Origin of the sequence: Amycolatopsis minnesotensis (assembly GCF_039529815.1) — a bacterium.
In the GTDB taxonomy this organism is placed as follows: domain Bacteria; phylum Actinomycetota; class Actinomycetes; order Mycobacteriales; family Pseudonocardiaceae; genus Amycolatopsis; species Amycolatopsis minnesotensis.
The window spans coordinates 160017-179769 of sequence record NZ_BAAANN010000001.1 but is presented as its reverse complement, the minus strand read 5'-3'; the positions used below and the strand labels follow the sequence as shown (position 1 = coordinate 179769).

At 70.6% G+C, this 19753-nt stretch carries 16 protein-coding genes; 12 read left to right on the top strand and 4 right to left on the bottom strand.

The window, feature by feature from the left end:
• Nucleotide 1: 1 nt before the first annotated feature.
• The 3 genes from ABD256_RS00675 to ABD256_RS00665 all read left to right on the top strand — a co-directional run bounded on the left by ABD256_RS00675 (nucleotide 2) and on the right by ABD256_RS00665 (nucleotide 3683).
• Nucleotides 2–1069, top strand: a complete 1068-nt coding sequence (locus ABD256_RS00675; RefSeq protein ID WP_344412157.1) for a mannose-1-phosphate guanylyltransferase — start codon at nucleotides 2–4, stop codon at nucleotides 1067–1069.
• Between the two features lie 107 nt (nucleotides 1070–1176).
• Nucleotides 1177–1944, top strand: a complete 768-nt coding sequence (locus ABD256_RS00670) for a hypothetical protein (RefSeq protein WP_344412154.1) — start codon at nucleotides 1177–1179, stop codon at nucleotides 1942–1944.
• A gap of 14 nt (nucleotides 1945–1958) precedes the next feature.
• A complete protein-coding gene (locus ABD256_RS00665; protein ID WP_344412151.1) occupies nucleotides 1959–3683 on the top strand; it encodes an SIR2 family protein in 1725 nt (574 codons plus the stop codon).
• A gap of 223 nt (nucleotides 3684–3906) precedes the next feature.
• Here ABD256_RS00665 and ABD256_RS00660 read toward each other — a convergent pair whose 3' ends face one another.
• The 4 genes from ABD256_RS00660 to ABD256_RS00645 all read right to left on the bottom strand — a co-directional run bounded on the left by ABD256_RS00660 (nucleotide 3907) and on the right by ABD256_RS00645 (nucleotide 7075).
• A complete protein-coding gene (locus tag ABD256_RS00660) occupies nucleotides 3907–4419 on the bottom strand; it encodes a tyrosine-type recombinase/integrase (protein WP_344412648.1) in 513 nt (170 codons plus the stop codon).
• 372 nt (nucleotides 4420–4791) lie between these two features.
• Entirely contained in the window at nucleotides 4792–5268 is a 477-nt protein-coding gene (locus ABD256_RS00655) for a hypothetical protein (RefSeq protein ID WP_344412148.1), read from the bottom strand.
• Nucleotides 5269–5438: 170 nt separating this feature from the next.
• Nucleotides 5439–6443: a TRM11 family SAM-dependent methyltransferase gene (locus ABD256_RS00650; protein ID WP_344412146.1), complete on the bottom strand. Its 1005-nt coding sequence runs from the start codon at nucleotides 6441–6443 to the stop codon at nucleotides 5439–5441.
• Nucleotides 6443–7075 carry a hypothetical protein gene (locus ABD256_RS00645; protein WP_344412144.1) on the bottom strand — a complete coding sequence of 211 codons (633 nt, stop codon included), beginning with the start codon at nucleotides 7073–7075 and terminating at the stop codon, nucleotides 6443–6445. Before ABD256_RS00645 ends, ABD256_RS00650 begins: the two co-directional genes overlap by 1 nt.
• Before the next feature lie 1215 nt (nucleotides 7076–8290).
• Here ABD256_RS00645 and ABD256_RS00640 point away from each other — a divergent pair.
• The 9 genes from ABD256_RS00640 to ABD256_RS00600 all read left to right on the top strand — a co-directional run bounded on the left by ABD256_RS00640 (nucleotide 8291) and on the right by ABD256_RS00600 (nucleotide 19329).
• Nucleotides 8291–9121 (top strand): hypothetical protein, encoded by an 831-nt coding sequence (locus tag ABD256_RS00640; RefSeq protein WP_344412142.1) that lies wholly within the window; start codon nucleotides 8291–8293, stop codon nucleotides 9119–9121.
• Between the two features lie 183 nt (nucleotides 9122–9304).
• On the top strand, nucleotides 9305–9676 hold the full coding sequence (locus ABD256_RS00635; RefSeq protein WP_344412140.1) for a pilin: 372 nt from the start codon (nucleotides 9305–9307) through the stop codon (nucleotides 9674–9676).
• Between the two features lie 69 nt (nucleotides 9677–9745).
• Entirely contained in the window at nucleotides 9746–11752 is a 2007-nt protein-coding gene (locus ABD256_RS00630; protein WP_344412138.1) for a hypothetical protein, read from the top strand.
• Entirely contained in the window at nucleotides 11752–12771 is a 1020-nt protein-coding gene (locus ABD256_RS00625; RefSeq protein ID WP_344412136.1) for a PrgI family protein, read from the top strand. Before ABD256_RS00630 ends, ABD256_RS00625 begins: the two co-directional genes overlap by 1 nt.
• A 5-nt stretch (nucleotides 12772–12776) precedes the next feature.
• On the top strand, nucleotides 12777–14657 hold the full coding sequence (locus ABD256_RS00620) for a VirB4 family type IV secretion system protein (protein ID WP_344412134.1): 1881 nt from the start codon (nucleotides 12777–12779) through the stop codon (nucleotides 14655–14657).
• Nucleotides 14654–15898: a hypothetical protein gene (locus tag ABD256_RS00615; RefSeq protein WP_344412132.1), complete on the top strand. Its 1245-nt coding sequence runs from the start codon at nucleotides 14654–14656 to the stop codon at nucleotides 15896–15898. Before ABD256_RS00620 ends, ABD256_RS00615 begins: the two co-directional genes overlap by 4 nt.
• 26 nt (nucleotides 15899–15924) lie before the next feature.
• Complete coding sequence (locus tag ABD256_RS00610) at nucleotides 15925–17346, top strand: type IV secretory system conjugative DNA transfer family protein (protein ID WP_344412130.1); 1422 nt, start codon at nucleotides 15925–15927, stop codon at nucleotides 17344–17346.
• A gap of 56 nt (nucleotides 17347–17402) precedes the next feature.
• Nucleotides 17403–18344: a replication-relaxation family protein gene (locus ABD256_RS00605; RefSeq protein WP_344412128.1), complete on the top strand. Its 942-nt coding sequence runs from the start codon at nucleotides 17403–17405 to the stop codon at nucleotides 18342–18344.
• A gap of 10 nt (nucleotides 18345–18354) precedes the next feature.
• A complete protein-coding gene (locus ABD256_RS00600; protein ID WP_344412126.1) occupies nucleotides 18355–19329 on the top strand; it encodes a M23 family metallopeptidase in 975 nt (324 codons plus the stop codon).
• Nucleotides 19330–19753: the final 424 nt, after the last annotated feature.

Below are 19753 nucleotides of genomic sequence, written 5' to 3'. Positions count from 1 at the left end.
CATGACCACGACCAATGCACACGTCGTCGTCCTCGCGGGCGGCAGTGGCACCCGCCTGTGGCCAGCCAGCAGGCAGGACAGGCCCAAGTTCCTCCTGGACCTGGGAAGCGGTGAATCCCTCTTGGAATCGGCGCTACGCCGAGCTTTGCTGCTCACCACGCCGGACCGCGTGCACGTCGTCACCGGGGCCAGCCACGAAGCTCACACGCGGGCCATCGCCGAGCAACTGGGCATCGGCTCAACAATCATCGAGCCCTCGGCCAGGGACACCGCGCCCGCGCTCTGCCTCGCCACGACGGTGATCGCGCGTTCGGAGCCCGAAGCGCTGATCATCAGCACACCGGCCGACCACGTGATCGAGACGGACCGCAACCAGTGGGCCGCGACGATGTCGACCATGCTGGAGATCGCCCTCGGCGGGGACATTGCCTGCGTTGGGATATCTCCGACGCACCCCGACACCGCATACGGCTACATCTTGGCTCTCGGCTCGTCTCACGGCCCGCAACGGGTCGCCTCCTTCAAGGAGAAGCCCGATCGCGCCACCGCCGAGCGCTATCTCCAAGTCGGCGGCTACCTCTGGAACAGTGCGATCATGGCCTGGTCAGCGAAGTCGTTCCTTCAACACATGGAGACCCACGCGTCGGCGGTGCTCTCCGGCGTTCAGACTGCGACGATGGAGCCCGACCACGTCGATCCTGGTGCCTGGTCCCGCGTCCCGCGCGTCGCGATCGACTACGCCCTGCTGGAGCCAGCCGCCGCCGCAGGCTCGGTCGTGGTCGTTCCCGGCACATTCGACTGGGCGGACATCGGTACGTGGAACGCGTGGACCGACCGGTCCTCGGCCGCTGCCCGGCGGAACCGGAACCTGGTGGCGGTCGACGCGGAGGGCGCAGTGCTGTACGCCGACCCGGCCGTCGGCGGGAGGCGTTACGCAATCTTTGGGCTCGATGACCTCGTCGTGGTTGACACCGGCGACGCCGTCCTCATAACCGACCGCGACCACTGCGCGGACTTGAAGAGATTGGTCGCACGGATCGGTGAACTTGGCTGGGTTGACCTGCTGTGACCGCCGCCCGGGCTCACGGCCGCCGTGCGTTCCTTGGGCTGACATCAGGATTGTTCGCCTCCGCGGTCGTCAAGTCTTCACCGTCTTCGCAGAGTGTTGCGTCAGCAGTGGCAGACGCTGAGCACCTGCTGTCCCGATCCCTCGCCGAACAGGCCCGCGTACGCCTGGCCGCCTGCGCACCGGCCGGTCTGTCCGCCGACCACTGGACGGCGGCGCGCTTCCTGAACGCGATGGGTATCGCTCTTCGGGACACGGGCAACTCCGCCGATGCCCTGTCCGTCTTCGGGCGGCTGCGCGCCCACGCCACCACAATGGGTGCGGTCGATGTGTCGGCGCGGGCAACGATGAACATGGTCGTATGCCTGATGAACGCTGGCCGTTGGCGTCAGGCGACCAACTTGTTGGCCCACGCCCGTTCTGTCGTGCACGACCTGGACGATCCCGCGCTACGGGTCGAGGCACTGTTCTGGACCGCCAGGGTCCTCGAAACACGTGGAGCGGACAGCGCCGCCCTGGCCCTGGCTCGTCGACGGGTGTTGTCCGCGTCCACGGCGGTCGAGCACCAGGAACTCCGGATCGCGCGCCACGTCTTCGTCGCCCGCCTCGCACTCAACCAGACCACCATCGAGTGGGACCAAGCGCAGCGATCACTCGACGAGGCATGGGGGTTACTGGAGCCATCGACGTGCGTGCTGCGACGAGGGCAGCTGTTGACCACGCAGGCCCTGTTCGACCTCAGGCGGGGAGCACGCGGCGAAGCCGAACAGCGGTTCGGCGAGGCACAGTCGGTCTTCGCCACCGGCGGGATCGTTACACCGCACGCCAAGTCGCTCCGCCGCGAGCTTCGACTGACCGGAAACGAGCGGACGAGATGAGCCATCATCACGGCTTGAACTGGCTGATCTCGACCGCGCCGGAGGACGTCACCGTGCTCAGCGGCGCGGGGATCTCAGTCGAGGGACCTTCGTCCCTTCCGACCGGCTGGGAGTTGACGGAACGGATCTTCACCGCCTACTTCCCACCGGGCACGCTGAACAGGGTGCTGAGTGCCCACCTCGACATCGGGTGGAACGTGACACCACCGTGCCCGGACGACCCGCCAGGCACCGACGCGAGGCCACCTCGGCTGGAGACGGTGCTCGGCGTCGTGGCCAGGGCCCACGGTGGACGGGCCGTGGACGACAGCGTTGCCGACGTCGCCCGCGCAGCCTCCAACCGCTTGCACCGCTTCCTCGCCCACCACGTCGCCCGCGGCGGCATTAACCTGACCGCCAATTTCGACCTGTGCATTGAGAAGGCGATCGCGGCACACGGCCACGCCCCAGGCATGGATCGAATCCTGCATTTCCACGGGTCCACCGGACCACGCGGTGGGGTCCTCGGAGCTACGCTGGAACGCATCGAGAAGGGCTTCCCGCCTGACCTCGCAAACCGGTTCATCACCGGGTTGCGCGCACGCCCGGCGCTGCTAGTACTCGGGTACAGCGGCAGTGACTTTTTCGACGTGGACGTGGCGGTCCATAGCCTCGCCGCGGACGGCCTCGCCGGGATGCGTGTCCTCTGGCTGCTGCACAGCACGCACGCGCCGCACTTCGTCACCGCTGACAAGGACTTGCCGCCCCTGGTCACGGGACTGCGCCGGGCCGGGGCCCAGGTCGACCTGCTCTGCGGCCCCACGTCTTTCGTGCTCGACCTCCTTGGCCGGGGGTGGGGCTTTCCACCGCTGGGCGACGCCGAGGCACGACGCCCGTCCCCGCCGGTGATCACGGTCGATGACTCCCTGCGCGAGGTCGCCGCGCTCGAACTGTTCCTGGAGATCGGCGTGTTCACGCAGGTCCGAAAGATGCTCGCCACACCGCCCGCCAAGGCGTCCCCCGCGCTGGTCCGGTCCGCGACCAGCGCCACTCTGTGGGAGCTGGGGCGGTGGAACGATCTCAGGCAGTACTGGCGGCGCGTCCGACCGGCCACCGCCGAGGAACGCATCCAACGGCTGGAACGCATCGGTGCAACCTGGTGGGTCCAGGGCCGGCTCGTCCCTGCATACCTGTGGCTTACCTGGCACCGACGCCACGCCGACGGCGAAGCGAAGCAGGTGCTCGCGGAAACCGAGGGACGGGTTCTCGAACACATGCTCCGAACGCCAGATCTCGCCTGGTTCGCCCGACCGGTCGCGAAAAGGTTGCTCGACGTGCTGGAGGTTCCTACCCAGGCGGCGGGGGTCCGCCCGTACCGGACCCGGTCAGACCTCAGAAGCAGCCTCGAACACGCCATAGCCGGTTCTGCGCGCGACGACCACGCGTCGGTTTCGAGCGAATGGTTCGGCCAGGCGGGCAGCCTCCTAGCGTGGATCACCTACCGCCACCGCACCCTGCGGGATACCTACCACCCGTCGGTCGATGTGGCCGAACTGAACGCCCGCTACCGCAAACTCCGTGACCAGTACAGCGCGCTCGGCTCGTTTTCCGGCGCCCTACGGACAGTCCTGCTGCCCGGCGCGGAACGTGTTTTCACCACGCGGGAGGTCCTGAACGATCTCCGACGTCTGCAACACGCCCCGTGGCACCGCATCCGCATCCTCGTGCGCCACTGGCATGCCAAACACCGTCCTGTTTGATCGAACCCGGACGGTCGGACATCCCGTCAGGGCAACACCGGTCACGCCAGGCACCGTGCGAGCGAGCGCAGTGACGAGCAAGATTCGCCCTGCCGCTGGCCAACACCCGCCCGGAGCGACCGCCGGGTGCAGCGGGCCCGCACGCCGTGACTGATCTAGATGGAAACCGCCTACCCCCAACGGCAGCGGTCGAAATGATCCCGGGCCGTCGGTCGGCCCGAGATCAACGGCTGCTGTTGCCTGCCGGAGCGAGCGGGTGTGGTTCACCGGTCAGCGCGGCGAGCGCAGTGGCGACTTCGGCTAAGTCGGCCCGCACGTAGGTCGACGTCGTCCCGGCGTCGCTCTTGCCGTCGTGCCCTGCGTAGGCGCGGGCCACGGCGTAGCCGAAGTTGCGCTCGACCCAGGTGAGGGTGGTGTGCCGGAGCCAGTGGGTGCTGACTTGCTGGGTGGCAACCCACGGGAGCTGTTTCCCGATGCGTTGCCACAGATGGTCGTAGCGCCTCGCGGTGATCGGCTGGCCGTTGCGGTAGCGGAGAAGTTGCGCTGACGGATCTCCGTCTCCTCGCTGTTCGTTGTGGCTGATCAGGTGGCGCATCAGCGTGGGCGAGACCGGTTGCCAACGCACGGTCTCGCCCTTCTCCCTCAGCTGGACGAGACACTGCTCCCGGTCAAGGTCCTGCGGTCGGAGCGCGAGGGCGCCGCCGCGGCGGCACGCGGTCTCAGTGTGCAGGCGCAGCAGGAGCAGATCGAGTTCGGGATCGTTGCCGGTGCTGCCCGCGGCGTGGTTGATCTCGGCCAGCCGAGCGTCGGGCCCCGCCTCGTGAGTTCTTGCGGACCACGACCTGGTGCCGGACGTCTTCGGCGAGTTGCTTGATCTCCAGCGGCGTGGGCTCGTCGATGCGTCGGTCTCCCCACACCTGGACTACCCGTCGCCAGTACGTGCTGTATACGCGACGAGTTCCGGCGGGAACGGCGTCGGAGACGCGAGTGACGTAGTCGCGAATCAGCGGCATTGCCTCACGGGCGGCGGAGGGCGTGGCAAGAAGGTCTTCGGGTTTTACTCCGAGCCGAGCGAGTAGAAGCCGGGCTGCACTGATCTCCGCGTCATTCATCGCGCATCCCGATGACGCAGAGTCTCGTGGTAGGCCAACAAGCTGGCTTCAACCGACGAACCTGGATAGACAGCCAGGAGGTCGCGATCCAGTGACGCCGCGACGAGCAGACGTGCGCCGGTGTTGAGGCGGCAGACATGGCGGATCGGCGCGGGTAGTCGAAGGTGTCCTTGGCGGGTAACGGCATCCGGCCCGGCTGATCGTGTAACAACGATGACCGCGCGCCCCAGCGCCGTGATGGTGATCGTGCAGTCTGGCGTCCAGCCGAGGACACGTAAGGGCGACCGGTCTGCCAGTCGCCCACGACTATCGATCGTCGTCACGACGAAGTAGAGCGTGCCGCTCTGGGCAGGTTCGAGCAGCGTCGCAGTGGGGAGACTCTTGGTTTGCTGACGTGTTTGCGGAGCGCCAGGCGACCGAGTGGACAGAATGTGGTCCTCGATGGACTGCGGTTCCGCATCCTTCGCGCGCATCATCAATCCCTCGTGGAAGGTTGGGAAAGCCCGGCATCACAGCCAGGGGAAGCTCTTACGCGGCAACGGCGGTGTCCTGCATCGCGGAGCCGGTCCGCGTCTCCGCGTCCCGCGTCCCCTGCGCGCCGGTCATCTCGGCACGCTGCGGACGCGGGACGGAGTTGGGACACCTACCGACGTGACTGCTCGCGGTGTTTGTCGGGCGACCACGGCCTCGTCGGCAGGACGGGTACTGTCCTGCCTAGGTCCCTGTCGGCCGCTTCGACGACAGAACTCGTGCCGGTCTTCTGGCCGACCCTGAGAACCAAGATGTCCTCGTGCGCTATGACCCAGGCGGGCACGCCGCGGTCGCGGAGCTTGCGTACGTAGTCGAGTTGGAAGAACGACGAGCGCGGTACGAGCTTGCCGTCGCGTAGCCCGGCGAGAAGTCCGACGCAGCGTTGGACGGGTTCGAGTCCTGCGTTGATCGCGGCGTCCAGGGTGAGTGACGGGAAGTCGATGAGTTCGCCGTCGATGCGAAACGGTCGGGTGGTGATGGCGACGACTCCGCCGGGCCGCAGCAGTGGGACGGCGCGGCGCAGGATGTCGGTGAACCCGCGCAGCAACATCGGCAGGCTGCGGTGCGCGAGGTTCGCGCGATCGCGGCTGTACCGGTTGTCGTGCTTGCGCACCGGACGGTGCCCGGGGGCATGCACCTGGCCGTGAACGCTGGACCCATACGGCGGCGAGGTCACCAGCAACCCGACTCGCCCGGCGTAGCGGTCGGCGAGATCGGGGAGAACCTGGCGGGCGTCGCCGACGTGCACCTCACCACGACCGGTTCCACCGTTGTCGGCGGCGAGGGCGAGGTTGGCTTCGCTGACTTCGGCCCACCGGCTCTCGTACTCGATGCCGAGGGCATCGCGCCCCTTGTGGACGGCTTCGACCAGGGTGGTGCCGACCCCGCACATGGGGTCGAGGACGACGTCGCCGGGTGCGGTGAAGGTGTCGATGGCGTGGCGGACGATGGCGGGCAGCATCTTCGCCGGATGCGCAGTTGCCTCGGACACGTACCGGGTGCCGCGCTGGGTGCGCGGCGCCTGCTGCGCGGTCGGCCACACGGTGACCGGAAGCTCGACCAACGCGTCGCTGCCGCGGGTCAGCGCCTGCTGCGGAATCGGCTCGTAGGTACTCATCAGGCGGCGCCTCCGAAGTCGGTGTGGAACACGAGCAGGTCCGTGTGGGCATCGGCGTGCACCGCGTCGGCGGGCAGCGTGACCGAGGCCGGCGGACTCGAGACGAGAAGCCGGTCGCCCTGGACGTGGGCGAGCACGGCGATGATGTGCTGGAGGTAGCTCAGCCCGGCGTTGGTCGCGGCGGTGACCACCGCCCCGGTGTGGTCGGCGAACCGACCAGCCCCGGCGGGGTTGCGGGTGGCGACCGCGAGCACTCCGCCGGGCGCTAGCCAGCGCGCCCAGGTGGTGTAGGGCTGGCCGTCGGTGTCGATCCACGGGGCGGGCAGCTCGGCGGCCAGCAGCAGGTCCACCGAGCCGGGTTCCGGGGTGCGCGCCCCGCCGCCGACCCGGTCGCGGTGGCCACCGATGGTGACGGTCTCGGGGTCGACGCAGAGGACTCGGCGGTCGCCGTCGGTGTCGGCGATCGCGGCGATCCGGGCGGCGTCCGGACCGGTCACCGCGACCGTGTTCCCGCGCGTGGTGAAGGCGGTCACGGCCTGGGTGACGAGGCTGCGGGTGAGCCCCTCGATCAGCGGCGGCAGGCCGTGCTCGTCGGCCAGCGCGGGTGCGCACAACCAAATTCCCAGCGGCACGGCTGCGCTTTTCCGCGGCCGTGGCTGCGGGTGCGCTTCGATTTCTGTTGCGGATTCCAGCGAGAAAGGAACAACGCTCATCGTGAGTGTCCTCGCAATTCGCGGTTGCGGGCTCTGACACTGCTCTAAAGCGCGGTTGTGCGCCGGATTTTGCAGACGAGTTTGAACTTTTTTTCCGGACGACCCGACGCGCCCTGCTCGGCGGGCGTGCCGCTGTGGGCGCGACGCCCTGCCCCGGGGGTCGCAGCGACCGTCGCGACCGCGCTGGCGAGCACAACCGGGCGTGCACGCACCGGCCAGAAGTATCTGCGTCCACGCCCGACAGGAGGCGCGGTCAGTGGGGCGCGCACACCCCGGTCGAGTCTTCGCGCTGCGCGCCGCGGACGGCCTGCGTGCACCGAGGGACCGGGTCGGTCACGGTCGCGAATTCACCCGCGAAGCTCTCGCTTTCGGTGCCCGGGGTGCTCACGGTGGGGCGGCGCATGGGGCGCCCGACCGGCGTCGCCGGGCGCACGGGTCGAGACCGAACGAGCGACTGTCCGGAGCGCCTCGCCTGCGGTGCGCGGCGTCCGGCGCGTGAGCGTCATCGGACCGCGAGACGCGCCGCGCGGGATACCCCGCGCCCGTCCCTCGTTACGGTCGAGCCACCGCGAACTTCGGGGGCTGACAGGGCGGCGGCGCACCGACTCCGGTGTCCGCTCACACCCGCCGCGGCGCGCGGCTCCGCGAACCCATGCGTCGTGTCCGCGCGGCGCCACTGGAGCAATCACCCGGCTTCACCGCGAGCGCCTCCGACGTGGCCACGGGGCCGCGTCGGGGCGGTCGCTCACGGCGGCGTTCACCACCCCCGAGTCCGGCCTTCCGCGGCCCACTTCGCCGCAGCCTGCTCCTTGCGGTGCCTGCGCAGGCAACCAGCCTGCAAGCGGGTCAGCAACCAGGTGGTCAAGATTTTTTCGGAGAACTTCCGGCGAGATCAGTGACCGCTCGGCGACCCCTTACGATTTCCTTGCACCGCAGTTCAGACGGTACGCGAGTCCGATCGGCAACCGGTGTTGAACGGTCGAGGTGATCCCTTGCGGTTTCCTTGCACCCCGGTTTTCAAGATCAACAGGGAAGGAAAGCGCAAGCGGTCTCCGGCGGCATGGACGGCGTCATCGACCACGCCGATCCGCCGGGTTCTTTCCCGCGGATCGGCTCGCACAAGGGAGTCCTGCGATGCCGTCCATGCACCCGGGTGCCCACCGCCCCGAACCCTCCCGTGTCCGCCACCGCGACCGTGACACCAGCGCCGAGTCGGTGGAGTCCGCCTCGGCGCTGGACGCCGCGGAGTCGGCATTCCGTCTGTTGTGCACCGGCCCGGCGCCCCTCGCCATCGACTGCGCGCGGATCGGGCGCGGGCTGCCGCGGCGACGCGTGCCGTTGGTCGAACTGCGCGACGTGCTGCTGGACCGGGCGACCACCGAGGCCGCCCGGGAGGCGGTGTGGCGGCAGTTGGTGCTGGCCGCACAGACCGAGGATCCGGCGTGGGTGCTCGGCGCGGTCGGCGTCGCGATGCCCGGGTTGCGCAAGGCGGCCGGGGAGCTGGCGACTGGCTACACCGGCGACGTCGAGGACATCGACGCGGAGATGCTCGCGGGGTTCACCGGTCGGTTGAAGGAGATCGATCCGGACGCGGGATCGCTGGGGCCACGGTTGGTGTGGGCGGCGCAGCGCGCCGGGGCGAAGTTGCGCGCGGCGGAGTGGGACTACGCCGCCCGCACGGTGCCCCGCTGGGAGTCGTTCGAGCCGCGCCAGCCCGACCAGGGCCACCCCGAGCTGGTGCTCGCCGAAGCCGTCCGCGAGGGCGTGCTCACCGAGGCCGAAGCCTCCCTGATCGCCGACACCCGGCTGGATGAAATGCACCTGTACGAGGCTGCCGAAGAACTGGGCGACTCGTATTTCCGCGTGCTTCGCGCCCGGGAAAGGGCCGAGTCCGCGCTCATTTCTTGGCTCGGTGCGGAGCGCCCGCCAAAAAAGTCGAAATCCGTCTGCAAAAAGTCGGCCTGAACCCCGCTTTAGAGCGTTGTGAGGGGAATCAGGTCGAGAACCGGGCAGACGCGCACCGCGGTAGGTGCCCGCCACCGCCGCATCCGCCGGGCACAGCAGGCCGCACCGCGGGTGACCGGCTCCCTGGTTCCCCTCACATCCACCTCGCCCACCCGCCACCGGTGTCCTCGGGAGGGATCCTGGATGTCTCTGCGATCACCGCGCCACCCGCGCGGCACGCGCCCACGCACGCTACACACCGTCACCCTCCTCGGCGCCGTCCTCGCGGTGCTCCTCGCTGCCGCCACCCCCGCGGCGGCCGACCCACTCGTCGTCGCCGCGCCCCCTGGCTCGCTGGATCAGGTCATCACGAACCTGCGCAACTTCCTGATCGGTCTGCTGGTCGGGTTGGCCACCCTCTTCCTGACCATCGGTGGCGTCCGCTACCTGGCCGCGGACGGGGATCCGGGCGAGGTCGAGCGGGCGAAGAAGAGTCTGCGCAACGCGCTGATCGGCTACGGCCTGGCGATGCTCGCGCCGCTCGTCGTCAACATCCTTCAGGGCTTGGTGGGCTGACCCATGTCGACGCCTATCGCCTCCATCACCACTGCACGTCGGCTCGGGACGCGGCGGGTTGCTGCACGGTTGCGCGTCGCGGTCCTGGCGGGACTGGTGTGCGCGTTCGTCGCGGCGCTGCTGGGTGCCTCGGCCGGGCAGGCACACGCGCAGCCACCCGTGCTGCCGCTGCCGCCCGTGGCCACCCCCGGCCCCGAGATTCCGCTCCCGCCTCATCCGCCCGCGCCGACGCCGGTGCCGCCGACGGTGAACCCGTCGGTTCCGCTCCCGCTGCCACCCAACCCCGACCCGGGCTGGCCCAGCGAACTGCCCCCACCTCCCACGCCCGGTAAGCCGCTGCCGTCCTGGAACCCGCCGCCTGCGCCGCCCTCGTCCTCGGTGCAGCCGCCGCCGATCGTGGTCGACCCGAACCACCCGGTGGCGCCGCCACCGCCCTCGCAGCAGCCGGGGCCGCAGCCGCAGTCCGGATCCACGGATTGCGGGTGGCTCGACATCGTGTGCAAGGCAGGGCAGGCGATCAACAAGTGGTTCACCAACCTGGTCACCTCGGCGATGGACCCGGTGCTCGACCTGGTCGGCCGGACTTCGATGACCACCCCGGACCTGGCGGGCAACCCGCAGATCTCGCAGTTGTGGGACATCACCCGGTGGGTGGCGAACTCGCTGTTCATCCTGTTCGTGGTCGTCGGCGGGATCGTGGTCGCCTCGCACGAGACGTTGCAGACCCGGGTGACGTTGAAGGAGACGCTGCCGCGGATCGTGGTCGGCTTCATCGCCGTCAACGCGAGCCTGTCGCTGATCGGACTCGCGATCAGCTTCGTGAACGGGATCGCCACCGGGATCCTGGCCGGCGACTCGTCCGGCGGCATCACCACCGGGGTGAAAGACGAGATCCACCGCCAACTCGAACGGGGCGGGATCTTCATGATCCTGGTCGCCCTCGTCGTCCTGGTGCTGGCCGTGGTGCTGCTCGCGCTGTATGTGCTGCGGCTGACCATCACCATCGTCATCGTGGTCGCCGGGCCACTCGCCTTGGTCTGTCACTCCTCGCCGTACACCGAGGGCATCGCCAAGCTCTGGTGGCGCGTGCTGTTCGGGGTGCTGGCGATCCAGGTGTTGCAGGCGATCACGCTGATCGTGTTCGTGAAGGTGTTCTTTGTCCAAGGCACCTCCGGCCCGGGATCCAGCCAGCTGCTCGGTGTCTCGGGCGGGCTGATGAACCTCGTCATCTCGGTCGTCCTGTTGTTCATCCTGATCAAGATCCCTTCCTGGGTGATGCAACAGGTCGGCCTCGGCGGGCGCTCGCAGGTCGCCTCGATCGTGAAGTACGCGCTGCTGGCCAAGGGCCTCGGGCTGCTCGGCGTCGGTAAGGGTGCCGGTGCCGCCGCGGCCCGCCGGGGCGGTCGCCGCGGTTCCGGTGGCGCGTCGGCACGGCCGCGGGGTCGGGGTCCGACCGGCCCGCGTCCCGGTGGTGCGGCGCCCCGTCGTCGCGGTGGTGCGGCGTTCGGTGCGGGTGCGCAGCGGATGGCCCACGGTGCCGCGCGGGCAGCGCGGGAGCGGGCTGCCCGCGCGTGGGCCGCGCCCGCACGCATGGCCCGCGACGCGCGCGCCGCGAGCCGGGGACGCAAGCAGCCGCTCAGCGATGGCGGGTTCACTCCGGCGTCCGGGGCGTACGTGCCCGCACCGATGTCGACCACGCCGTCCGCGGCGAGCGTGGCTCCGCCGATCGAGTCCACCCGCTGGGGCTCGCCGGATTCCCGGCGCCGCACCACCGCACCGGGAGCGAAGTCGGCGGGGTCACGGGCGCCGCGCCCGGCGACCGCGAGCCAAGCCCGCGACCGGACCATGCCTCGCAGCACGGGCGCGGCCTCGGCGGTTCGCCGGAGTTCCTCGCCGCATGTGCACGCGCCCACGTTCCAAGCACCCGGTACCGCGCCCTCTACCCCGAGCGCGACAGGCCGCGGCGCACGCGCGGGCAACGGCAGGGGCGCCGGTGCGGCACGGCAACAGCCGGGCGCGCCGCGTGCCGGAGCGGCGAAACCACAACCACGCAACCCGAGGAAAGGGGGTCGCTGATGCGCAGCGATGAGGAAGTTCCGATGTCGGCGCGGGTGCCTGCCGATGTGGAGAAGCCGGACAAGATCGTGTTCGGGTTGACGGCGCGGCAGGCTGCGATCCTGGGTGTCACCGGGCTGCTGTTGTGGGGGCTGTACCAGTCCACGCACAGCGTGGTGTCGCCGATCGTGTTCGCCGCGGTGGCGATCCCGATCGCCGGGCTCGCGTTCGCGGTGGTGACCGTGCGCCGGGACGGGCTCACCTTGGATGCGTGGCTGCTGGCCGCGCTCAAGCAGCGGCGCAGTCCGAAGCGGCTGGTGCCCGCCGACAGCGTGCGCGGCGACGCCGTGCCCGACGCCCCGGCCTGGGTTGCGGCGAAGGCCGGGCCGCTGCCCGCGCCGTTGCGGCTTCCCGCGGAAGCGATCTCGGTCGAGGGTGCGATCGACCTCGGTCCGCAGCACGGCACCGCGCACGCCGCGGCCTGCTCCACGGTGAACTTCGGGCTGCGCACCGCCGGGGAACAGAACGCACTCATCGGCGGCTTCTCCCGCTGGCTGCACTCGCTGTCGGGTCCGGTCCAGATCGTGGTGCGCGCCCAGCGGCTTGACCTGGAGCCGTATCTGGATGTGCTCGCCGACGAGGCTGGCGGACTTCCGCACCCCGCGCTGGAGCAAGCCTGCCTGGGGCACGTGGAGTTCCTGCGCGAGCTGTCGGCCAGCCGGGATCTGTTGCGCCGCCACGTCACCGTCGTCCTCCGGCAACCCGCCACCGGACGGCACGGCCACGACACGAGCGCGGCCGTGCAGACCGTCGCGCGACGCGCCCAGGAAGCGGCCCGTGCACTGCGGGGCTGCGAAGTCGTGGTCGCCCCGCTCGACGGCGCCCAGACCCATGCCGTGCTCGGTGCTGCCGCCGACCCCAACGGCGGACCGCAGGCCACTCGCGCGGGCACCGCCTCGGGCGTGGTCACCGCCCACCCCGCCCTCCTTCACCAGGACGGCAACACCGTCGCCGACGCGACCGAGGACGTGGAGGTCTAGAAGCGATGAACTCACCGAACACCAGCGGACTCCTGCGCCGTGCCGCCCGTCGCGTCCTCGGCAGCACTTCCTCGTCCGGCTCCGCCGGGACGGGGGCGGGCGCGGTGGCGGGGCCGGACGCGGTCGAGGTCGGGCCGCGGTGGTTGCGCGTCGGCGACGGCTACACCGCCACGTTGGCCATCACCGGATACCCGGCCGAGGTCGGCGGCGGGTGGCTCGAGCCGCTCCTGTCTTACCCGGGCCGACTCGATGTCGCGCTGCACGTCGACCCGCTGAATCCGGCGACCGCGGCGAAGCGGCTGCGCAAGCAGCAGGGACGGTTGGAGTCCGCGCGCCGCTCCGCGGCACGGGACGGCAAGTTGGACGATCCAGAGACCGAAGCCGCAGCCGCGGACGCCGCGGACATGGCCTTCGCCTTGGCGCGTGGCGAGTCGAAGTTGTTCCGCGTCGGGCTGTATCTCACGGTGCACGCCCGGACTGCGGAGGATCTTGATGCCGAGGTCGAAGAGGTGCGGTCGCTGGCGTCCTCGCTGCTGCTGGACGCGCAACCGGCGGCGTGGCGGTCAGTGCAGGGCTGGACCTCCACCTTGCCTCTCGGGGTCGATTTGCTGGGGATGCGCCGCACCCTCGACACCCCCGCGCTCGCGGCGAGCTTCCCGTTCACGTCGCCGGATTTGCCCGCGGCGGATCCGTCGCCGCACGCGCCGTTGACTGGCCGTTTGTACGGAGTCAACGCCTCCAGCAACGGGTTGGTGTTGTGGGACCGCTGGGGGCAGGACAACTACAACTCCGTCACCCTGGCCAGAAGCGGCGCGGGCAAGTCGTACTTCACCAAACTCGAAGCCCTGCGCTCGCTCTACCCGGATCCGCACCGGCCCACGCCAGAGGGCGAGGTCGGGGTGCAGGTGTTCGTCATCGACCCCGAAGACGAATACCAGCGCCTGACCGAGGCGGTCGGCGGCACCTATCTCCACCTCGGCGCACCCGACGTTCGGCTGAACCCGTTCGACCTTCCCCCGGGTGCGCAACGGATCCCGGACGCGTTGACCCGCCGGTCGCTGTTCCTCCACACGCTGCTCGCCGTCATGTTCGGCGAGCCGTTGACGCCGCAGGAAACCGCGGTGCTCGACCGGGCGGTCACCGCCACCTACGCCCGGGTCGGCATCACCGCCGACCGCCGCACGTGGTCCCGGCCCGCCCCGCTGCTGGCCGACCTCGCCGACGCCCTCGACGACGACAGCACCGCCACCGGCGACCCAGCGGGAACCGATCTCGCGGCGCGGCTCACGCCGTATGTGTCGGGCTCGTTCTCCGGCCTGTTCGACGGCCCGACCACGCGCGCACCGGATGGGCATCTGGTGGCGATCTCGTTGCGGGACCTGCCCGACGAGCTGAAGTCGGTCGGCACCCTGATCGCGCTCGATGCGGTGTGGCGGCGGGTGCTCGATCCGCACCACCGGCGCCGCCGCCTGGTCGTGGTGGACGAGGCGTGGCTGTTGATGCACCAGCCCGAAGCGGCGAAGTTCCTGTACCGGCTGGCGAAGTCGGCGCGCAAGTACTGGGCCGCGCTGGCGTTCGTGTCCCAGGACGCCGGAGACGTCCTCGCCACCGATCTGGGCAAGGCGATCGTCTCGAACGCCTCGACGCAAGTCCTGTTGCGACAGTCCACCCAGGCCATCGACACCATCGCCGACGCCTTCCGCCTGTCCGATGGGGAACGCGCTTATTTGCTCGCCGCGGGGCCGGGCGAAGCGCTTCTGGTCTCCGGCACGAATCGGGTGGCCTTCCACGCCTTGGCCTCCGACGCCGAGGACGAACTGATCACCACTGACCCGGAGTTCCTGTCAGGAATCTCGACCGACGAAGAGGACGACCTCGAACCATGAGCACACCCTCGAACATCGATGCCTCGATCACCAACCCTACGTCCGGGATGGCCGACGCGCTCACCACGGCCGCCGAGCGTGCCTGCGCATGGATACAGCAGCATCTCGTGCTGCTGATCGTGCTCGCGGTGCTCGCCGCCGCCTGCCTCGCCGCCGTGGCAAGGCTGCGGCGCGCGACGCGACGCCGCTGGTACGCCGGGGCGCGGGTGGTGACCGTGCTGCCCCCGGCCGGACTCGACCCCGCCGCGGCGGTGGCCGGGGCGCGGCGGTTGTGGTGGGACCTGCCCGGCCTCGCCCCGCCCCGCTGGAAACGCCTCGTGGCCGGGGTGCCGCACCTGGCCGTCGAGTACCACCTGGCAGCGGGCGAGGATCTCGCCGTCCGGATGTGGCTGCCCGGGCCGGTGCCCACCGCCCGGATCGATGCCGCGCTGCGCGCCGCCTGGCCCGGCACTCTCGTCCTCGACCACGCCCCCACCACCTCCCAGTCCGGGCAGAGTGGTGAGTCGACGTCTGCGGGTAAGGCGGGGCTGGTCGTGACCGGTGGCACCGTGCGCCCGGAGCGGCCCGAGCATCTGCCGCTGCGTGTTCCCGACGCACGCGACGAGTCGGTCGATCCGTTGCGGGCATTGGAAGCGGTGGCCGGGCAACTCGCCGAGGGCGAGTCGGCGGTGGTGCAGATCCTGGCCCGGCCCGCGGTCGGACGCCGGTTGCGCCGCTACCGGCGCACGGTCGATCGAATGCACTCCGGCCGCCCGGGACGTCGCTCGGCGCTGGCCAGCTTCGTTTCGGTGCTGGTGCGCGAGTTGATGGAGATCGTCACCGGCAGCAAGTCCACCGCCGCCACCCACGGCACCAGCGAGCAGTCGCCGCGGCGACTGGACCCGCAGCAGACCGAGGAACTGCGCGAGATCCGGGCGAAAAAGCAGCAACCGCAGTGGGAAGTCGCGCTGCAGTACTACGCCGCCACCACGCATCACGGACAGCAGGCCGCCGAACGCGTACGCGGGATCGCCGACTCCCTGTTCGGCGCCTTCGCGTTGCTGGCCGGGCGCAACGCCCTGGCCCGCCACCGCCTCCCCAAACCCCGCGCGGCCGTCGGGGCGCGGCGGCTGCGCCGCGGCGCGCTGCTATCCGCCGGGGAGCTGGCGGCGCTGGCGCACCTGCCCGCCCGCACCGAGGCGCTGGCCAGCGGCCAGGCCCGCAGCGTGCCCGCACCCCAGCACACCACCCGCCGCCTCTAGCTCCCCCGCAGCGAGAGGAGTTGTCGTTGCCCACCAACAAAAAGCCCGCATCCACGGCCCGACGCACGGACGCCGCAGCGGAGGCTGGCCCCGCGCGGCTCACGCTGCGCCCGGCCAACGACCGCCGCCGCCGCACACCTAAACCACTCGGGATCACCGACGCCGGACCAGCCCGTCAAGTCGTGCTCCCCGTGGTCGATGCCCGCCACCACCTGCACATCGCTGGTACGACCGGCAAGGGCAAGTCGACCGAGCTGCTGCACCTCGCGCTCGCCGACATCGAGGCCGGACGCGGCGTTGCCGTCATCGAGCCCCGCGGCGACCTCATCCGCGACCTACTCGACCGGATGCCCAAAGACGCCGGCGAGCGACTCGTGCTCATCGACCCCGACGAAGAAGTCGCGCCTGCGGCGCTGAACGTGCTCGATCCGGCCGGGCTCGGTGGCGAGACCGTTGCCGAGCACCTGGTGTCCACGCTGCACCGCATCTACTCCTCGTGGTGGGGACCGCGCGTCGAGGACACCCTGCGTGCCGCGGCCTACACCCTCACCAGCCGTCCCGGCTCCACGCTGGCCGACATTCCGCTGCTGCTCACCAATTCCCGCTTCCGCAAAGAGGCCACCCGCCGCATCCGGCGCGAAGACCCCACCGGAATCGGGGCGTTCTGGAGCGCCTACGAGAAACTCACGCCCTCGGCCGCGGCGCAGCAGGCGGGTCCGGTGCTGTCCAAGCTCCGCGCAGTCACGGCCCGCCGGTTCGTCGGCGACCTCTACGGCACCGCCACCAGCTCGTTCGTTCCGGCCGACGTGCTCGACGGCGGCATCCTGCTCGCCCGCCTCCCGAAAGGCGAACTCGGCGAGGACTCCGCGCGGCTGGTCGGATCGTTGCTGGTGGCGTCGCTGTGGCAGGCCGCGATCGGCCGCTCGCACCAACCCGAGCACACCCGCGCCGACGCGACCATCCTGATCGATGAGGCGCAAAACTTCCTGAACCTGCCCACCCCGCTCGGGGATGCGCTGGCCGAGTCCCGCGGCTACCACGTCGGCTGGGTGCTCGCGCACCAGCACCTCGACCAGCTCACCCCGAGCTTGGCCAAGGCGCTGGACGCTAACGCCCGCAACAAGCTGTTCTTCGGCGTCTCCCCGGACGACGCGCGGCATTTGGCCGCGCACGTCGGCCCGCACCTGGACGCGGGCGATCTCACCCGGCTGGCCAAATTCCAGGCCGCGTGCCGGTTGTCGGTCGACAACCGCGACACGACCGGCTTCACCCTGCGCACCCTGCCACCGCCACCGGTGATCGACGGGCGGGCCGACGAGTTGCGCGCCGCGGCCCGCGCCCACGGCATCGACCGGGCCACTCGTGACCGCGCTCGCAGCCGCCGCACCTTCGCCACCCGCGCCCCGCACGAAGGCACCGACGTCGAGTTCGACGGCGACCTCGACTGACGCATCCCCACGGGTGCGCTGGTCGTCACCCCGCAGGCCGTTACTGGAGGATTCCTATGCCTGACAACGGAAACACGCCCGCACCGAGCCCTCCTGCGCGCCGCCGGATTCGCCACCGGGGCGGAATCGCCGACCCGGTCGAGCTGGCGTCCCGGCTGACCGAACGGGACCGGACCCTGCTGCGGCTCTTGGACGAGCACCGCGTGCTCACCAGCGGCCAGATCGCCGACCTGTTGCCGTATCCGAACCTCAACCGGGCACAGCGGCGCCTGCTCGCCTTGTGGCACTGGCACGTGCTCGATCGGTTCCGGCACCCCGCCGAGAACGGGGCGCTCACCGGCTGGCGCTACACCCTCGGGGTGGCCGGGCACGGGGTGCTCGCCGCCATGCGCGGGCTCGCCCCGCCCCGGCCGAGCAGCGTCCGCGAGCAGGTGCTGCGCCTGGCCGCCGACCCCCGGCTGGTCCATCTGCTTGGCATTAACGACGTCTTCGCCGCACTCGCCGCGCACGCCTGCGGCAGTGACGACGCCGAGCTGCGGCTGTGGCACGGCGAACGGTCCGCCACGGCCGACTGCGGCGGCCTAGCGCGCCCCGACGCCTTGGTCGTCTACCGCGAGCACGGCACCCAGCTGGTGGCCTGCTACGAGCACGACACCGGCACCGAACCGCTCACCCGCGTGGTCGAGAAACTCGACGGCTACGCCGAACTCGCCCGCGCGGGCGGGCCGCACCCCGCGCGGAAAACCCAGCAACACCAAGGATTCTGGGTGCTGTTCGGACTCCACTCGCCCGCCCGCGAGGCCAACCTGCGCGAGCGGCTGGCCGCGGTCGACCACACCGGCCCCGCGCTGGCTGATGGGGACGTCGGCTGGCACATCGCCACCGCCAGCGCCGACGACCTGCACGCCCCGGCCGGGCCGGTGTGGCTGCCGCTGCACGCCCGCCACCGGCAGCGCCTGGCCGACCTCGCCCGTACCCGAGCCCCCGCCGACCGATGAGGAGGACCGCGTGAAAGCCAGCGTGAAAATCGCCGTCGCCGCAGGCTGTGTGGCCCTCGCGCCGGTGCTGCTCCTCTCCGCCACCCTCGGCGCGGTCCTCGGCACCGACGGCGCCAGCGGCGGCGCAGGCGGAGTCATCGCCTGCTCCACGATCGGCACACCGACCGGCAGCGTGGCCGGATACGGCCCCGACCAGATGGCCAACGCCGCCACCATCGTCGCCGTCGGCAAACAGCTCAACGTCCCCGAGTACGGGTGGGTGATCGCGGTCGCTACGGCGATCACCGAGTCCCAGCTCCACAACCTGAACTACGGAGACCGGGACTCCCTGGGGCTGTTCCAGCAGCGGCCCTCGATGGGTTGGGGCAGCGCGCAACAAGTGACCGACCCCGCCTACGCGGCCAGCCAGTTTTACCGGCACCTGCTCGCGTTACCGAACTGGCCACAGATGGGCCTGGCGCCCGCGGCGCAAGCTGTGCAGCGCTCCGGGTTTCCCGAGCGGTATGCCAAATTCGAGCCGGATGCGCGGCAGATCGTCGGCGCGCTGACCGGAGTGGCCTGTGCCCCGGCCCCAGCGCCATCGAGTGGCGGAGGCTGGGTCGCGCCGACCGCGGGGCGCTGCACCTCCGGCTTCGGGCCACGGGGTGGGGAATTCCACCGCGGGCAGGACATCGCCGCACCGATCGGCACCCCGATCGTGGCCGCCAGCGGCGGGCGCGTGATCGCCTCCGGCCCGGCCAGCGGATACGGCCTGTGGGTCCGCATCGAGCACGCGGGCGGGGTGATCACCACGTATGGCCACAACAACCGCAACCTCGTCACCGTCGGCCAGACAGTCCAAACTGGACAACCGATCGCCGAGGTCGGCGATCGTCGCGAGTCCACCGGCCCGCACCTGCACTTCCAAGTCGAGCCCGGTGGCCAACCCGTGGACCCGGCTGGCTTCTACCGGCAGCAGAACGGGCCGCCGTTGTGTGCCCCGTAGGTGGCACGACGGGATCCGGTCGGGCGTCGATGAGCACCCGTGGTCTACCGGGACCAGTCAGCCTGCCGCCCGCCGCTGGCGTTGTTGGCTCGGGCGGCGAAGGTCAACACCGAGTCCGGCCAGCTCGTGGGCGGCGTTGCGCAAGGAGCGATGGTCCGACGCGGTACACGGGAGGGTGTAGGTCTGCCCGCCGGGCAACTCGACGCGCCAGTGCTTTCCGCGGCGGGCCAGCTCACACCCGGTCGCCCGCAGCCGGGCGCGGAGTTCGCGCCAGGTGGTGGGCCAGAGAGTTCCGACGCCTCCGCGTCGTCGTCGGCGTGCCGGTGCGGCCCGTCGGCACCCCGGGTGCGGGCGGGCGGGTTCAGTGTCGGCGTGGAAGGCGACGTAACACACCACACTGTCGGAGGCACGCACCCGAATTTCG

Coding starts and splice junctions, on each gene's coding strand:
- ABD256_RS00640 (WP_344412142.1), top strand. CDS start 8,291: ATGCCGTCCATGCACCCGGGTGCCCACCGCCCCGAACCCTCCCGTGTC.
- ABD256_RS00615 (WP_344412132.1), top strand. CDS start 14,654: ATGAGCACACCCTCGAACATCGATGCCTCGATCACCAACCCTACGTCC.
- ABD256_RS00625 (WP_344412136.1), top strand. CDS start 11,752: ATGCGCAGCGATGAGGAAGTTCCGATGTCGGCGCGGGTGCCTGCCGAT.
- ABD256_RS00635 (WP_344412140.1), top strand. CDS start 9,305: ATGTCTCTGCGATCACCGCGCCACCCGCGCGGCACGCGCCCACGCACG.
- ABD256_RS00605 (WP_344412128.1), top strand. CDS start 17,403: ATGCCTGACAACGGAAACACGCCCGCACCGAGCCCTCCTGCGCGCCGC.
- ABD256_RS00675 (WP_344412157.1), top strand. CDS start 2: ATGACCACGACCAATGCACACGTCGTCGTCCTCGCGGGCGGCAGTGGC.
- ABD256_RS00650 (WP_344412146.1), bottom strand. CDS start 6,443: ATGAGTACCTACGAGCCGATTCCGCAGCAGGCGCTGACCCGCGGCAGC.
- ABD256_RS00655 (WP_344412148.1), bottom strand. CDS start 5,268: ATGCGCGCGAAGGATGCGGAACCGCAGTCCATCGAGGACCACATTCTG.
- ABD256_RS00620 (WP_344412134.1), top strand. CDS start 12,777: ATGAACTCACCGAACACCAGCGGACTCCTGCGCCGTGCCGCCCGTCGC.